Consider the following 14,280-nt stretch of genomic DNA (forward strand, 5'->3'; position numbering starts at 1 on the left):
TTCCGACGCGATCAGTTCGATGTGATCTTCCTGGCGGCGGTTTTCCTGCTCGATCGCTGCAAAGAGTTCGGGATCGACGTTCGCGATGGTGCTTTGGGCTCTGTCAAACATACGGTTTCCGTTAAGTGTGTACAGGTTGACCGGGGTGGCCGAGTACATTGCGCTGCTGGCGGAACCAGCTCGACGTGGCGGAAGAATCCGTATGACGCGAGGCAGGACAGCCACCGGCGATGCACGCAACGGCGCACAACGGCTGCCCAGGCGAACGGCAAAAACGGCGCCCCGCGCTTCACGGTGGGATGCTCCACCTTGAACCCGAAGGGTTCTATCGCCAGTCACGCAGGGGTGATGAGCGCGTTAGTGTATTGGATGCGTCATGAATAGGCAACCGCGCGGCAGCGGCCCCGAAACAATAAGGGCCAGACTCTACACACCCGTGCCGACGCGCTTTGGCGCCTTGCCGCGGTGCGGCAATCTCAGTAGGCTTGCGGGATACTATCCGCTACTTTGTTACCGACCAGGAGCAGCAATGATCGTGTTCGTCACAGGCGCGTCCGCCGGCTTCGGCGCCGCCATCGCCCGAGCCTTCGTCAAGGGCGGCCATCGCGTCGTCGCAACCGCGCGCCGCAAGGATCGTCTCGATACGCTCGCGGCCGAACTCGGCGACGCGCTGCTGCCGTTCGAACTCGACGTGCGCGACCGCGCCGCCGTCGAAGCCGTGCCGGCCGCCCTTCCCGCCGAATTCGCGGCGCTCGACGTGCTCGTCAACAACGCCGGTCTCGCACTCGGTGTCGAGCCGGCCCACAAGGCCAGCCTCGACGAGTGGCAGACCATGATCGACACGAACTGCTCGGGCCTCGTGACCGTCACGCATGCGTTGCTGCCCGGGATGATCGCGCGCGGCCGTGGCCATATCTTCAACCTCGGTTCGGTGGCCGGCACCTATCCGTATCCGGGCGGGAACGTATACGGCGCAACCAAGGCTTTCGTCAGACAATTCAGCCTGAACCTGCGCGCCGACCTGATCGGCACGCCGTTGCGCGTAACCGACATCGAGCCGGGCCTGTGCGGCGGCACGGAGTTCTCGAATGTCCGCTTCCGCGGCGACGATGCAAAGGCAGCGAACGTCTACCAGAACGTCCAGCCGCTCACGGCCGAGGACATCGCCGACACGATCTACTGGATCGCGACGCGCCCCGCGCACGTCAACATCAACACGATCGAAATGATGCCGGTCGCCCAGGCCCCGGCCGGCCTCACGATCCATCGCGGCTGACACGGCAGGCGCAGCCGCGGGCCCGCCTCCGGCCGGCCCGCGGTGTGCTACGGCGTACTACATTCCGTTACGAATCGGTTACGAATCCGGCCTCGGCCTTCCGGTAAAATGCGCGCCATGACTCAGCCTACCCGCTCCCCGGACGCGCCTTCCGGCTTTACCTGGCCGGTACGCGTGTACTACGAGGACACCGACGCAGGCGGCATCGTCTTCTATGCCAACTACCTGAAATTCTTCGAGCGCGCGCGCACCGAATGGCTGCGTGCGTGCGGCATCGACCAGCGTCGGCTCGCCGACGACACGGGCGCGATCTTCATCGTCCGCAGCACGTCGCTCGACTACCGCGCGCCGGCGCGACTCGACGACGCACTGACGATCGCGAGCCGGCCCGGACGCATCGGCCGCGCTTCGGTGGAATTCACTCAGGAAGCCTGGCGTGGCGACACGCTGCTCGTCGCCGGACACATCCGCCTCGGCTGCGTCGACCAAACCGGCATCCGGCCCGCGGCGATCCCGCCGGTCGTGCTCGACGCGCTGCACCGCGGGCCCGTCATCGACACCGGGCAGACTGTATTGTCAACGGAGCTCGGATGAGCACCGTTTAGACAAAGCCTATGAACTTGCCTTCCTGAATCGATACTAAGCAAGGTTCGGCGCCAGGCCTGGCCGGCGCGCCGCGCCGCACGCATGCCGTGCACCCTCGCCGGGCACCCCCGAAGGGACGTTACTCAAACCTCTATGAACACTTCTCAAGACCTGTCGATCATTTCCCTCGTCCTCAACGCGAGCGTGCTGGCCCAGGCCGTGATGGGGCTGCTGTTGCTGCTGTCGCTGATGTCGTGGACCTTCATCTTCCGCAAGTGGTTCGCGATCCGCCGCGCACGCGCGCAGACCGAACGCTTCGAACGGGATTTCTGGTCGGGCGGCGACCTGCAGGCGCTGTACCAGAGCGCGGCCAACAACCGTCACACGATCGGCGCGCTCGAGCGGATCTTCGAATCGGGGATGCGTGAATTCCTGAAGGCGAAGGAAAAGCGCATCAGCGACCCGGGCCTCGTGCTCGACGGGGCGCGCCGCGCGATGCGCGCGTCGTTCCAGCGCGAAATGGACGTGCTCGAAGCGAACCTCGCGTTCCTCGCATCGGTCGGCTCGGTCAGCCCGTACATCGGTCTGTTCGGCACCGTCTGGGGGATCATGAACTCGTTCCGCGGCCTGGCGAACGTGCAGCAGGCCACGCTCGCGAACGTCGCACCGGGCATCGCCGAGGCGCTCGTCGCCACCGCGATCGGCCTGTTCGCCGCGATTCCGGCGGTGGTCGCGTACAACCGCTACGCGCACGACATCGACCGCCTCGCGATCCGCTTCGAGACCTTCATCGAAGAGTTCTCGAACATCCTGCAGCGTCAGGCCCAGTAAGGAGAGGAGCGCGCCATGGCAGGAAGTCCCATTCGATCCAGCATGCGCGGCGGCCGCTCGCGCCGCGCGATGGCCGACATCAACGTCGTGCCGTACATCGACGTGATGCTGGTGCTGCTCGTGATCTTCATGGTCACCGCACCGCTCGTCGCCCCGTCGATCATCAATCTGCCGACCGTCGGCAACGCAGCCCCGCAGGAACAGACGCCGCCCGTCGTCGTCAACATCAAGGCCGACCGCACGATGAGCGTCAAGTACAAGGGCGACGCCGGCGCGACGCAGGAAGACACGATGACCAAGGCCGAGCTCGACAGCTTCATCTCGGCCCGGCAGGCTGACCATCCCGACCAGCCGGTCGTGATCGCGGCCGACAAGACCGTGCAGTACGATGCGGTCATGACCGTGATGTCGGATCTGAAGGCGCGCGGCGTCAAGCGCGTCGGCCTCCTCGTCAAATCGCAATGAACCGGCAGCAATCCACGCGCGGCAACGCCTACCCGTCTCAGCCCCCTCGCGAGCGCGGCACCTGGCGCGCGTTCGCGCTCGCCGCGCTGATGCACGTGCTGCTCGCGCTGTTTCTCTATCACGGCGTGCAGTGGCAGAACAGCACGCCGGCCGGCGCCGAAGCCGAGCTGTGGACCGAGGTGCCCGACGTCCCCGCGCCGCGGCCCGTCGTCACGCCCACGCCGCCCGCGAAGCTCGCACCGCCCCCTCCCCCGGTCCGGGACGAGCAGGCGGACATCGCGCTTCAGCAGAAGAAGCGGCAGCAGGAAGCGGCCGCGCGCGAAGCGCTGCTCGAGCAACAGCGCCGCACGCAGCAACTGAAGGCCCAGCAAGACGAAACCCGACGCGAGCAGCTCGCGGCCCAGCAGGCTGCCGCGCTCGCCGCGCAGAAGGCCGCCGAGCGCGAAAAGCAGAAGCAGGCGGACAAGCTCAAGCAACAACAGCTCGTTGAGCAGCAGAAGCTCGAACAGCAGAAGCTCCAGCAGCAGAAACTGCAGCAACAGAAGCAGGCGCAGCTGGAAGCGCAGCAGGCGGCGAAGGCCAAGTCCGACGCGGCCGCGAAGGCGAAGGCGGAAGCCCAGGCCAAGGCGAAGGCCGAAGCGGCGGCGCACGCGAAGGCCGACGCGGCGGCGAAGGCGAAGCTCGACCGCGAACGCAGCGCCCGCCTCGCGCAGATGCAGGGCATGTCCGGCGGCGGCGAAGGCGGCGGTGAGGGCCTCGCGAAAAGCGGCACCGGCACGGGCTCCGGCGGCAATGCCGCATCGCCCGGCTATCCTGACAAGGTGCGTCGTCGCGTGAAGCCGAACATCGTCTGGGGCGGCGAGCGCGCGGGCCTCACGACCGTCGTCGCGATCCGCTGCACGCCGTCGGGCGACGTGCTGAGCGTTTCGATCCGCCGTTCGAGCGGAAATTCGGGGTGGGATCAAGCCGTGGTCAATGCGATCCAGGCGTCGGTCCCATTGCCGCCCGATTCTAACGGTCGTACCCCGTCCGACATTACGATTACCTTCAAGGCGGCGGAGTGATCGCAAATGCGCTTACACTCCGTGCGTCGCTGCCGGACGGGAACGAATCGGGTATTTTTACTGTCTCTGCGGTTGCGCAGCGATCCAAGTCACATGGGAAGCAAGAAGCATGAGTTTGATGACGAAACTAGGTTTCAGGGCACTCGTGGCCTCGTGTCTGATTGCGGCCGGCGGCGCCGCTAACGCGCAGGTCAACGTGCTGATCACCGGCGTCGGTTCGACCCAGTTCCCCATCGCCACCGCGAACTTCGCGAACGAGGCAGGCCTGCCGCAGCAGGTCACGTCGATCGTCCGCGCCGACCTCGCCCGCAGTGGCAAATTCACCAACATCGATGCGGGCAGCACGCCCGTGCCCGAGACCGCATCGGTCGATCTCGGCGCATGGAAGGCCAAGGGCGCGAACGCGTTCGTCGCCGGCAGCGTGAACCGCGAAGCGAACGGCCAGTACAAGGTGAACTTCATCCTGTACGACACCGTGAAGCAGCAAAGCCTCGGCGGCCTGTCGCTGACGGCAACCGACACCACGCTGCGCACGGCCGGCCACAAGATCGCCGACTACATCTACCAGAAGCTGCTCGGCGTGCGCGGCGTGTTCGCCACGCGCCTGTCGTACGTGATCAAGACGGGCAACCGCTACCAGTTGCAGATCTCGGATTCGGACGGCCAGAACGCGCGCATCGCACTGTCGAGCACCGAGCCGATCATCTCGCCGGCGTGGTCGCCGAGCGGGACGAAGGTCGCGTACGTGTCGTTCGAGCGCAAGAAGCCGATCGTCTACATCCATGACCTGCCGACCGGCCGCCGCTACATGGTCTCGGACCAGAAGGGCAACAACAGCGCGCCGGCGTGGTCGCCGGACAGCAACACGCTGGCCGTCGCACTGTCGCTGACGGGCAATACGCAAATCTATACGGTCAATGCAAACGGCGGCGGTCTGCGCCGGCTCACGCAGAGCAGCTCGATCGATACCGAGCCGTTCTACTCGCCGGACGGCCGCTGGATCTACTTCACGAGCGATCGCGGCGGCGCGCCGCAGATCTACCGGATGCCCGCACAAGGCGAAAGCGCCGGCGCGGCGCAACGCGTGACCTTCACCGGCAGCTACAACACCAGCCCGCGCATCAGCCCGGACGGCAAGCTGCTCGCCTACATCTCCCGCACGGGTGGGGGCTTCAAGCTGTACGTTCAGGATCTGCAATCCGGCGCGGCGAACGCCATCACGAATACCAATCGCGACGAATCGCCGAGCTTCGCGGCAAACGGCCAGTATCTTCTGTACGCTACCCAGTCGGGTGGTCGCAATGTTCTGGCTGCAGTGCCCTCCGACGGCAGCGCGCCGCCGCAAATCCTGTCCGTCCAGGGCGGCTCCGTTCGTGAGCCGTCGTGGGGGCCCTTCATGCAATGACCACAAGGAGAGTAACCATGATGTCGAATAAAGCTCGTCTGGCCCTGGCCGTGATGATGATCAGCGCGCTCGCAGCGTGTAAGTCGGGCGTGAAGCTCGACGACAAGGCCAACGCGGGTGCGGTCAGCACGCAACCGAGCGCCGACAACGTCGCGCAAGTGAACGTCGATCCGCTGAACGACCCGAACAGCCCGCTCGCGAAGCGCAGCATCTACTTCGACTTCGACAGCTATTCGGTGAAGGACGAGTATCAGCCGCTGATGCAGCAACACGCTCAGTACCTGAAGAGCCACCCGCAGCGCCACGTGCTGATCCAGGGCAACACCGACGAGCGCGGCACGAGCGAGTACAACCTCGCGCTGGGCCAGAAGCGTGCGGAAGCCGTTCGCCGCGCGATGGCGCTGCTCGGCGTGAACGACTCGCAGATGGAAGCCGTGAGCCTCGGCAAGGAAAAGCCGCAAGCATCGGGTCACGACGAAGCATCGTGGGCGCAGAACCGTCGCGCCGACCTCGTCTACCAACAGTAAGTAACGGAAGAGTTGCCGTATGACGCACCGTGTATCCTGGCTGCGCATCGCCGCAGCATTCTGCGTCGTCGGCGCGGCGTGGTCGGCCGCGCCGGCGCACGCCGGCATGTTCGACGACAACGAGGCGCGCCGCGCCGTGCTCGATCTGCGCAGCAAGAGCGACAACCTGTCCAGCCAGTTGTCGGCCGCCCAGCGTACGATCCTCGATCAATCCGGCCGTATCGACCAGCTGAACCAGCAGGTCGCCACGCTGCGCGGCGAGAACGAGGATCTGACGAACCGGCTGACGACGCTCGAACGGCAGCAGAAGGAGTACTACCAGGATCTCGACACGCGGCTCAAGAAGTTCGAGCCGCAGCAGGCGACGATCGATGGTGTCGAAGGCACCGTGCAGCCGGGTGAAACGGATGCGCTCAGCGCGGCGCAGCAGCAATTCCGCAACGGCAACTTCAAGGCTGCCGCGGCCTCGTTCCGCAGCTTCATCGCGAAGTATCCGCAGAGCCCGTACCAGCCGACCGCGCAGTACTGGCTCGGCAATGCGCAATACGCGCTGCGCGACTACCGCGGCTCGACCGCGACGTGGCAAGCGATCGTGAGCAAGTATCCGCAGCATCCGCGCGCGGCCGACGCGCTCGTCGCGATCGGGACGAACCAGCTCGAGCAAGGCCAGAAGGCGGCCGCGAAGAAGACGTTCGAGCAGGTCGTGTCGCAGTACGCCGGATCGAACGCCGCGCAGACGGCACAGGGCAAGATCGAAAGCATCAAATAATTATCGCGGCGGGTTGTTGACAGGCCTTCAATCCGTCGCTATAATTTTTTGCTCTTTGGGTCGTTGTTCAAGTTGTTGAAGCAACGAACCAACAGGTTTCAAGAACGTGGGGTGGTAACTCAGTTGGTTAGAGTATCTGACTTTTAATCAGAGAGTCGAGGGTTCGAGTCCCTCCCACCCTACCAACTATCTTTGATAGTGCAACGAAAGCCTCCCTCGCGGAGGCTTTTTTGCGTCTGCTTTCCGCGTCTGCCTCTTGCTGAGGCCAGTCATCCGCACTATCTGCACCGCCATCCGCAGCGACATGGATGAAACGACCGGACGCGGCGCACCGTTGAATGCGGGTCACCCGCGACCGGCAGCGCCAGCCAAGCGGGCGGCACTGACGGCGCCCGCCTGGCGTGCCGTCACTCCTGGACGGACGATGCGGAATCGGCGTCGGCGAAACTCGGCTTGGCGTTCTACATGTCGCGCGTATTCTTCTGCACGGTCACCGCACCGAACAGCGCGAGCACGGACGACATCGCGTAGAAGCCCTTCTCGCTCAGTTGCAGCGTCGCATTGAAGAGGCCGAGGACCAGCAGCGCGATCGCGAGCAACAGCGCTACCCAGCTGAGTCCGTAGTAGATACCGGTGACGGGAATGCCTTCCGCGCGGTCACGCACGCTCTTCTGCAGCGAGATCGCCGCATAGAGGCCGAACGCGAGCACGGTGAAGTAGTAGCCCTTCTCGTTGAGCTGCATGCCGGCGTTCCACAGGCCGATCAGGAATGCGGCGAAGCCGGCGATCAGTGCGGCCCACGACGCCGCGACGAATGCGAACGACGGCTGCTGGATGGTGGTGTGGTTCGTTGCTTTTGCCCTCTCGTTCTTGTTGTGTCTTGTTCGGAATCGATTTCGTTGTAATGCGTTTCGCACACGGTGCAGCTTTGCCGCACCGCACGACGATCGCGCTTGCAGCCTTACGCGCCGCGCTGCGCGCGCCGCCAGCGCCCCGGCGTCGTGCCGAGCACCGCGCGAAACGCTTTCCCGAACGCCGCCTCCGACTGATAGCCCACCGCCTGCCCGATCTCTGCCTGGCCGCGCTGCGTGTCCTGCAGCAGCGCGCATGCGTGCATCATCCGGATCTGCGCGACGAACGCGCCGACACTCATCCCCGCCTTCTCCCTGAAATGCCGCGCGTAGGTCGCGCGCGACATCGCCGATGCCGCGCCGAGCGATTCGACCGTCCACGGTTGCGCCGGCGCCTGCAGCACGGCCTGGACCGACGGGCCGAGCCGCGCATCGGCAGCCAGCGCGAGCCAGCCGGCCGGCACGCGCGCATCGCGGCCGTACGCGCGCAACGCGTAGGCGAGCAACGCCTGTCCGAGCGCGTTCACGATCGCGCGCGCGCCCGGCTGCGCATTCGATGCCTCGGCGCGCAGCACGCTCGTCAGCAGTTGCAGCGGCGCAAACCCCGACGCCTCGCGCAACCCGACGTGCAGCACGCGCGGCAACGTACGCATCAGCAATTCACCGGCACCGCGCGCATAGACGAAGCGCCCGCAGAGCAGATCGACGCTTGCATCGGCCGGATCCGCGAGATCGCGATTCGACTTGACCGGCAGCACCGCGCCGCCGGCCGCGCCCGGTTCACGCAGCGACGCGACCGACCGCGCGCCGCCACCCTCGACATCGGACAAATCGTGCGCATCGCCCGCCGGCAGCAGCACGAAGTCACCGTCGGCCAGCCGCAGCGTGCGCCCGTCGGCCGTGCGCAGCCGGCACGTTCCGGACAGCAGCAGGTGAAACGCCGCCTCGCCGGGCGGCAACGGATCGTGCGGCATCGCGAACGGGCCGTCGAGCAGACAGCGCACGTCGAGCTCGACATGGCTGCGGCCCAGCGACAACAGTTGACTCAACGCGTCCATGAGACGTTTGCGCTAAAAATTGACACTCTAGCGTATCGAAACCCTCAGCGCGAACGCTCAGAATAAGTCCTGCATCGCCCGAGATCGCGGCATCCGCCGCCCGACCCACCTCTTCTCGAAAGGACGCATCATGCTGAACTGGAACGAATACCGGAAGGAACTCTCGACGCGCATTGGCGATATCGCCAAGCTGTCGCCCGACACGCTGGCCGGTTACAAGGCGCTGTCCGGCGCCGGCGCCAAGACCGGTCATCTCGACGCGAAGACGCGCGAACTGATCGCGCTCGCGGTGGCCGTCACGACGCGCTGCGACGGCTGTATCGCGGTGCACACGGCCGAAGCCGCCAAGCATGGCGCGACCAAGGAGGAAGTGGCCGAAGCGCTCGGCGTGGCGATCGCGCTGAATGCGGGCGCGGCGCTCGTCTATTCGGCCCGCGTGATGGACGCGCTCGGCGAGTGACGCGCGCATGAAGGGTGCGGCGCCCGCCGCATCCTTCACTGACGATGGCCGGCGGACGCGCCGCACTCGCGTATGACGGCGCCGCGAACTCGGCTACCATGCGCGGGAAGATGCGTCGCGAAGGAGCGCTCCATGTGCCGCTGGCTCGCCTATACGGGAAATCCGATCCATCTCGAGACCGTACTGTTTCGCGCGAAGCATTCGCTGATCGACCAGAGCCTGCATTCGGAGCTGGGCGCCACGACCACCAACGGCGACGGGTTCGGCATCGGCTGGTACGGCCACCCCGACGAACTGCCGTTCCGCTACCGCTCCGTGCATCCCGCGTGGAACGACCGCAACCTGCGCGAAGCCGCGCGCGCGATCCGCTCACGGATGTTCATCGCGCACATCCGCGCGGCAACCGATACGCCTGTCCAGGAAACCAACTGCCACCCGTTTCGCCACGGCCGCTGGCTGTTCGCGCACAACGGGCTGATCCGCGATTTCCACAAGCTGCGCCGCGACCTGACGATGAAGGTCGACCCGGCGCTGTTCCCGACGCTCGAAGGGTCCACCGACTCCGAGCTGATGTTCCGTCTCGCACTGACCTACGGCCTCGAGCAGACGCCGCTGCCGGCGCTCGAGCGCATGGTCGGCGTGGTCGAGGAAACCGCCGCGCGATATCACGTCGCCGCGCCGCTGAACATGACGATCTGCGCGACGGACGGCGACCGGATCATCGCGGTGCGCTACTCGAGCGAACGGCAATCGCGCTCGCTGTTCCACAGCACGTCGTTCAAGCATCTGCACGAACTCTATCCGCACAATCCGCGCATCGCGGAAGCGGGCGACGACGCGTTCATGGTCGTGTCGGAGCCGCTCGTCGACCTGCGCGGCGCGTGGGAGGAAGTGCCCGAAAGCATGGCGATCGTCGCGCATGGCGCCGATGTGCAGCAGCGGCCGTTCAATCCGCGGCGCAAGTAGGTTGAAGCGGTGTTTAATGCACACGCGGTGATGGGCAAAATGTGTCCGAATCGAACCGGATTCGACGTGTAATCCGCCATGCGCGGCAACGGCCGCGGCGTTACCGGGATCCATGGCGGTAAAGCAGAAACACGGCGATTTTAAATCGATAAATAAAATGAACGATTCGCACCCATCGAATCGAGCATGATATAGTTATCGCCGATTTTAAGTATCGCAAAATCGCGCATCGCATTCAGCATCGAGTTCCGTCTGCAGTTTCTTTGCCGCGCTCGGCGCAAATGTTTGCGCGCGATAGCACATCTGACGAACTTCGCGCAAGCGAACGGGAAGTGGCGATACGCTGCAGACGACGGGCACCGGGCGGGTTCCGCGGTATAGAGAATTAATAGTCTTTCACCGCAGACTGCCCGATCGGCGCATGCGCCGACCCCAAGGAATATCCTAGAATAGGCTTGCAATCCAGCCCGCCTACATCCGCCGGGCCCGCACGTTTTCTTGATATTGCCCGTCCTGCATCAATCGAGGGCAACGTGCACGAACGAGAGCAAGGCAGGATTCACTGCCATTAACATATAAAAGAGGCTACATGATATTGGTTACAGGTGGCGCCGGCTTTATCGGAGCCAACTTTGTGCTGGACTGGCTGCGTCAATCGGACGAATCGGTACTGAACGTCGACAAATTGACCTATGCGGGCAATCTCGGAACGTTAAAATCGCTGCACGGAAACCCGAAGCACGTGTTCGCGCAAGCTGATATTTGCGATCGCGCGGCGCTCGACGCGCTGTTCGCCGAATACAAGCCTCGCGCGGTCCTGCATTTCGCGGCGGAAAGCCACGTCGATCGCTCGATTCACGGGCCGGCGGATTTTGTTCAGACCAATGTCGTCGGAACCTTTACGCTGCTCGAAGCCGCACGCCAGTACTGGAATACGTTGCCCGAGGCGGACCAGGCCGCATTCCGTTTTCTGCACGTTTCCACGGACGAAGTATTCGGTTCGCTGTCGCCTGCCGATCCGCAATTCTCCGAAACGACCCCGTACGCGCCGAACAGCCCCTATTCGGCGACCAAGGCCGGTTCCGACCATCTCGTGCGCGCGTATCAGCATACCTACGGCCTGCCCACGCTGACCACGAACTGCTCGAACAACTACGGCCCGTATCAGTTCCCGGAAAAGCTGATTCCGCTGATGATCGCCAACGCGCTCGCCGGCAAGCCGCTGCCCGTGTATGGCGACGGCCAGAACGTACGAGACTGGCTGTATGTCGGCGACCACTGCAGCGCGATCCGCGAGGTACTCGCGCGCGGCCAGACCGGCGAAACGTACAACGTGGGCGGCTGGAACGAGAAAACGAATCTCGAGGTCGTGCATACGCTGTGCGACCTGCTGGACGAACTGCGACCGAAGTCGGCGGGCTCGTATCGTGACCAGATCACTTACGTGACCGACCGGCCGGGCCACGATCGACGCTATGCGATCGACGCACGCAAGCTCGAGCGCGAACTCGGCTGGAAGCCCGCCGAAACGTTCGAAACCGGTCTCGCGAAAACGGTGCGCTGGTATCTGGACCATCAGGAATGGGTCGACGAAGTCGCTTCGGGCGACTACCGGAAGTGGGTCGCAACGAACTACGCGCACCGCGCGTAAGGGGAACGGACATGGCGCGCAAGGGCATCATTCTCGCCGGCGGCTCCGGCACACGACTGTATCCGATCACGCATGCGGTCTCGAAGCAGCTGCTGCCGGTCTACGACAAGCCGATGATCTATTACCCGCTCTCGACGCTGATGGTCGCGGGCATTCGCGACGTCCTGATCATCTCGACGCCGCAGGACACCCCGCGCTTCGAATCCATGCTCGGCGACGGCAGCCAGTGGGGGATGAATATCCGGTACGCGGTGCAGCCGTCGCCGGACGGTCTCGCGCAGGCGTTCATCATCGGCCGCGAATTCGTGGGCAACGACCCGTCGGCGCTCATCCTCGGCGACAACATCTTCTACGGTCACGATCTCGCGAAGCAACTCGAGCACGCGGACGCACAGGAGAACGGCGCGACGGTGTTCGCGTATCACGTGCACGATCCGGAGCGTTACGGCGTCGTCGAATTCGACCAGGACTTCCGTGCCGTGTCGATCGAGGAGAAGCCGGCCAAGCCGCGCTCGAACTACGCGGTCACGGGGCTGTATTTCTACGACAACCGCGTGTGCGACATCGCCGCCGACATCGAGCCGTCGCCGCGCGGCGAGCTGGAAATCACCGACGTCAATTCGCGGTATCTGAAGGACGGCGCGCTCAATGTCGAGATCATGGGCCGCGGTTATGCATGGCTCGACACCGGCACGCACGATTCGCTGATCGAAGCGGCGAGCTTCATCGCGACGCTGCAGAAGCGCCAAGGCCTGGTCGTCGCCTGCCCCGAGGAGATCGCGTACCGCCGGCGCTGGATCGATGCCGAGCAGGTGCAGAAGCTCGCGCAGCCGCTGTCGAAGAACGGCTACGGTAAATATTTGCTGAACATTCTTACGGATCAGGTTGCATGGCCATCACGGTAACCGCTACGGCGCTCCCCGAAGTCAAGATCGTCGAGCCGAAGGTATTCGGCGACGCGCGCGGCTATTTCTACGAGAGCTTCAACGGGCGCGAATTCGCGCAGCTCGTCGAGGCCGACGTCGCGTTCGTCCAGGACAACCACTCGCGTTCGGCGAAGGGTGTGCTTCGCGGGCTCCACTACCAGATCGAGCACGCGCAGGGCAAGCTCGTGCGCGTGGTCGAAGGCGAGGTGTTCGACGTCGCGGTCGACATCCGGCGCAGTTCGCCGAATTTCGGCAAATGGGTCGGCGTGACGCTGTCGGCCGACAACCATCGCCAGCTCTGGGTGCCGCCCGGCTTCGCACACGGCTTCGTGGTGCTGTCGGAATCGGCGCAATTCCTCTACAAGACCACCGACTACTGGTTCCCGGAGCACGAGCGCAGCCTGCTGTGGAACGATCCGGAGATCGGCATCGAATGGCCGCTCGACGGCGAGCCCGTGCTCGCGGCCAAGGATGCGGCGGGCAAGCGACTCGCCGAAGCCGAGTACTACAAGTGAGCGGTGCCGTGCGACAGAAAAAATCGCCTGAGCAGCGGACCATCCTGCTCACCGGCATCAATGGCCAGGTGGGATTCGAGCTGGCGCGTAGCCTGCAGGGTCTCGGCAAGGTGATCGCGCTCGACCGCGGCGGGCTCGACCTGTCGCGCCTCGATCAGGTGCGTGACGTCGTGCGCGACGTCAAGCCGGACCTCATCGTCAACCCGGCCGCCTATACGGCCGTGGACCAGGCGCAGAACGACGTCGCGCTGGCCACGCGCCTGAATGCGGAAGCACCGGCCGTGCTCGCCGAAGAAGCGAAGCGCATCGGCGCGGCGCTGATTCACTACTCGACGGACTACGTGTTTGCCGGGACGAAGAACGGCCCGTACGTCGAGGACGATCCCGTCGATCCGCAAAACGTGTATGGCGAGACCAAGCTCGCGGGCGAACAGGCGATCGCGGCATCGGGATGCGCGCACCTGATTTTCCGTACGAGCTGGGTGTACGGCACGCGCGGCAAGAACTTCCTGCTGACCATGCTGCGCCTGGGCGCCGAGCGTGACGAACTGAAGATCGTCGCGGACCAGATCGGTGCGCCGACCTGGTCGAAGACGATCGCCGCGTTGAGCGCGAATGTCGCCGCGCAGGCCATCGGTGCCGATGCGACCGAACGGGACGGACAGGACGAATGGTGGAACACGCATTCGGGCGTCTATCACCTGTGCGCGGCCGGTTCGACTTCATGGCATGGATTTGCCGAGGCGATCTTCCGTCTTTCGAATCTGCCGAACAAGCCGTCGGTGTTGCCCATTCCCGCCAGCGCCTATCCGACACCCGCGTCGCGCCCGGCCAATTCACGCATGTCGAATGCGAAACTGGCGGAGCACTTCGGCTTGTGCGCGCCGCATTGGGACGCCGCGCTCGAACTGTGCATGAAGGAAATCTGATG

At 64.7% G+C, this 14,280-nt stretch carries 16 protein-coding genes, 1 tRNA gene and 1 riboswitch; of the genes, 15 read left to right on the plus strand and 2 right to left on the minus strand.

The window, feature by feature from the left end:
- Positions 1 to 248 precede the first annotated feature (248 nt).
- Positions 249 to 349, minus strand: a riboswitch (ZMP/ZTP riboswitch).
- A 180-nt stretch (positions 350 to 529) separates the two neighbouring features.
- The 9 genes from U5771_RS14770 (at position 530) to U5771_RS14810 (ending at position 7,107) form a co-directional block, all read left to right on the plus strand.
- Positions 530 to 1,276, plus strand: a complete 747-nt coding sequence (locus tag U5771_RS14770) for an SDR family NAD(P)-dependent oxidoreductase (protein WP_322024668.1) — start codon at positions 530 to 532, stop codon at positions 1,274 to 1,276.
- 108 nt (positions 1,277 to 1,384) lie between these two features.
- A complete protein-coding gene (gene ybgC, locus U5771_RS14775; RefSeq protein WP_322024669.1) occupies positions 1,385 to 1,870 on the plus strand; it encodes a tol-pal system-associated acyl-CoA thioesterase in 486 nt (161 codons plus the stop codon).
- Between the two features lie 144 nt (positions 1,871 to 2,014).
- On the plus strand, positions 2,015 to 2,692 hold the full coding sequence (gene tolQ, locus U5771_RS14780; protein WP_010091489.1) for a protein TolQ: 678 nt from the start codon (positions 2,015 to 2,017) through the stop codon (positions 2,690 to 2,692).
- Between the two features lie 15 nt (positions 2,693 to 2,707).
- A complete protein-coding gene (gene tolR, locus U5771_RS14785) occupies positions 2,708 to 3,157 on the plus strand; it encodes a protein TolR (RefSeq protein ID WP_057926179.1) in 450 nt (149 codons plus the stop codon).
- A complete protein-coding gene (gene tolA / locus U5771_RS14790; protein WP_322024670.1) occupies positions 3,154 to 4,221 on the plus strand; it encodes a cell envelope integrity protein TolA in 1,068 nt (355 codons plus the stop codon). Before tolR ends, tolA begins: the two co-directional genes overlap by 4 nt.
- 109 nt (positions 4,222 to 4,330) lie before the next feature.
- Positions 4,331 to 5,626 (plus strand): Tol-Pal system beta propeller repeat protein TolB, encoded by a 1,296-nt coding sequence (tolB, locus tag U5771_RS14795; protein WP_322024671.1) that lies wholly within the window; start codon positions 4,331 to 4,333, stop codon positions 5,624 to 5,626.
- A gap of 17 nt (positions 5,627 to 5,643) precedes the next feature.
- Positions 5,644 to 6,153 carry a peptidoglycan-associated lipoprotein Pal gene (gene pal / locus U5771_RS14800; protein ID WP_006753270.1) on the plus strand — a complete coding sequence of 170 codons (510 nt, stop codon included), beginning with the start codon at positions 5,644 to 5,646 and terminating at the stop codon, positions 6,151 to 6,153.
- A 19-nt stretch (positions 6,154 to 6,172) separates the two neighbouring features.
- Entirely contained in the window at positions 6,173 to 6,922 is a 750-nt protein-coding gene (gene ybgF / locus U5771_RS14805) for a tol-pal system protein YbgF (protein ID WP_124487923.1), read from the plus strand.
- Between the two features lie 108 nt (positions 6,923 to 7,030).
- A tRNA-Lys gene (locus tag U5771_RS14810) sits at positions 7,031 to 7,107 on the plus strand.
- Positions 7,108 to 7,383: 276 nt separating this feature from the next.
- Here U5771_RS14810 and yiaA read toward each other — a convergent pair.
- Both yiaA and U5771_RS14820 read right to left on the minus strand, forming a co-directional pair.
- Positions 7,384 to 7,758 (minus strand): inner membrane protein YiaA, encoded by a 375-nt coding sequence (gene yiaA / locus U5771_RS14815; RefSeq protein ID WP_322024768.1) that lies wholly within the window; start codon positions 7,756 to 7,758, stop codon positions 7,384 to 7,386.
- Positions 7,759 to 7,883: 125 nt separating this feature from the next.
- Positions 7,884 to 8,831: an AraC family transcriptional regulator gene (locus U5771_RS14820; RefSeq protein WP_322024672.1), complete on the minus strand. Its 948-nt coding sequence runs from the start codon at positions 8,829 to 8,831 to the stop codon at positions 7,884 to 7,886.
- A 130-nt stretch (positions 8,832 to 8,961) separates the two neighbouring features.
- Here U5771_RS14820 and U5771_RS14825 point away from each other — a divergent pair, with 130 nt between their 5' ends.
- The 6 genes from U5771_RS14825 (at position 8,962) to rfbD (ending at position 14,278) form a co-directional block, all read left to right on the plus strand.
- Positions 8,962 to 9,291 (plus strand): carboxymuconolactone decarboxylase family protein, encoded by a 330-nt coding sequence (locus U5771_RS14825; protein WP_057926191.1) that lies wholly within the window; start codon positions 8,962 to 8,964, stop codon positions 9,289 to 9,291.
- A gap of 132 nt (positions 9,292 to 9,423) precedes the next feature.
- Positions 9,424 to 10,257 carry a class II glutamine amidotransferase gene (locus tag U5771_RS14830; RefSeq protein ID WP_322024673.1) on the plus strand — a complete coding sequence of 278 codons (834 nt, stop codon included), beginning with the start codon at positions 9,424 to 9,426 and terminating at the stop codon, positions 10,255 to 10,257.
- A gap of 589 nt (positions 10,258 to 10,846) precedes the next feature.
- Positions 10,847 to 11,908, plus strand: a complete 1,062-nt coding sequence (gene rfbB / locus U5771_RS14835; RefSeq protein ID WP_322024674.1) for a dTDP-glucose 4,6-dehydratase — start codon at positions 10,847 to 10,849, stop codon at positions 11,906 to 11,908.
- Positions 11,909 to 11,919: 11 nt separating this feature from the next.
- Positions 11,920 to 12,813, plus strand: coding sequence for a glucose-1-phosphate thymidylyltransferase RfbA (rfbA, locus tag U5771_RS14840; RefSeq protein WP_322024675.1), 894 nt, complete (start codon positions 11,920 to 11,922; stop codon positions 12,811 to 12,813).
- Positions 12,798 to 13,349, plus strand: coding sequence for a dTDP-4-dehydrorhamnose 3,5-epimerase (gene rfbC, locus U5771_RS14845; RefSeq protein ID WP_322024676.1), 552 nt, complete (start codon positions 12,798 to 12,800; stop codon positions 13,347 to 13,349). The genes rfbA and rfbC overlap by 16 nt, the downstream gene beginning before the upstream one ends.
- Before the next feature lie 8 nt (positions 13,350 to 13,357).
- On the plus strand, positions 13,358 to 14,278 hold the full coding sequence (gene rfbD / locus U5771_RS14850; protein WP_322024677.1) for a dTDP-4-dehydrorhamnose reductase: 921 nt from the start codon (positions 13,358 to 13,360) through the stop codon (positions 14,276 to 14,278).
- Positions 14,279 to 14,280 lie beyond the last annotated feature (2 nt).

The sequence above is a fragment of the Burkholderia sp. BCC1977 genome, from assembly GCF_905339595.1.
Taxonomy (GTDB): Bacteria; Pseudomonadota; Gammaproteobacteria; order Burkholderiales; family Burkholderiaceae; genus Burkholderia.

Coding starts and splice junctions, on each gene's coding strand:
- U5771_RS14770 (WP_322024668.1), top strand. CDS start 530: ATGATCGTGTTCGTCACAGGCGCGTCCGCCGGCTTCGGCGCCGCCATC.
- ybgC (WP_322024669.1), top strand. CDS start 1,385: ATGCGCGCCATGACTCAGCCTACCCGCTCCCCGGACGCGCCTTCCGGC.
- tolQ (WP_010091489.1), top strand. CDS start 2,015: ATGAACACTTCTCAAGACCTGTCGATCATTTCCCTCGTCCTCAACGCG.
- tolR (WP_057926179.1), top strand. CDS start 2,708: ATGGCAGGAAGTCCCATTCGATCCAGCATGCGCGGCGGCCGCTCGCGC.
- tolA (WP_322024670.1), top strand. CDS start 3,154: ATGAACCGGCAGCAATCCACGCGCGGCAACGCCTACCCGTCTCAGCCC.
- tolB (WP_322024671.1), top strand. CDS start 4,331: ATGAGTTTGATGACGAAACTAGGTTTCAGGGCACTCGTGGCCTCGTGT.
- pal (WP_006753270.1), top strand. CDS start 5,644: ATGATGTCGAATAAAGCTCGTCTGGCCCTGGCCGTGATGATGATCAGC.
- ybgF (WP_124487923.1), top strand. CDS start 6,173: ATGACGCACCGTGTATCCTGGCTGCGCATCGCCGCAGCATTCTGCGTC.
- U5771_RS14820 (WP_322024672.1), bottom strand. CDS start 8,831: ATGGACGCGTTGAGTCAACTGTTGTCGCTGGGCCGCAGCCATGTCGAG.
- U5771_RS14825 (WP_057926191.1), top strand. CDS start 8,962: ATGCTGAACTGGAACGAATACCGGAAGGAACTCTCGACGCGCATTGGC.
- U5771_RS14830 (WP_322024673.1), top strand. CDS start 9,424: ATGTGCCGCTGGCTCGCCTATACGGGAAATCCGATCCATCTCGAGACC.
- rfbB (WP_322024674.1), top strand. CDS start 10,847: ATGATATTGGTTACAGGTGGCGCCGGCTTTATCGGAGCCAACTTTGTG.
- rfbA (WP_322024675.1), top strand. CDS start 11,920: ATGGCGCGCAAGGGCATCATTCTCGCCGGCGGCTCCGGCACACGACTG.
- rfbC (WP_322024676.1), top strand. CDS start 12,798: ATGGCCATCACGGTAACCGCTACGGCGCTCCCCGAAGTCAAGATCGTC.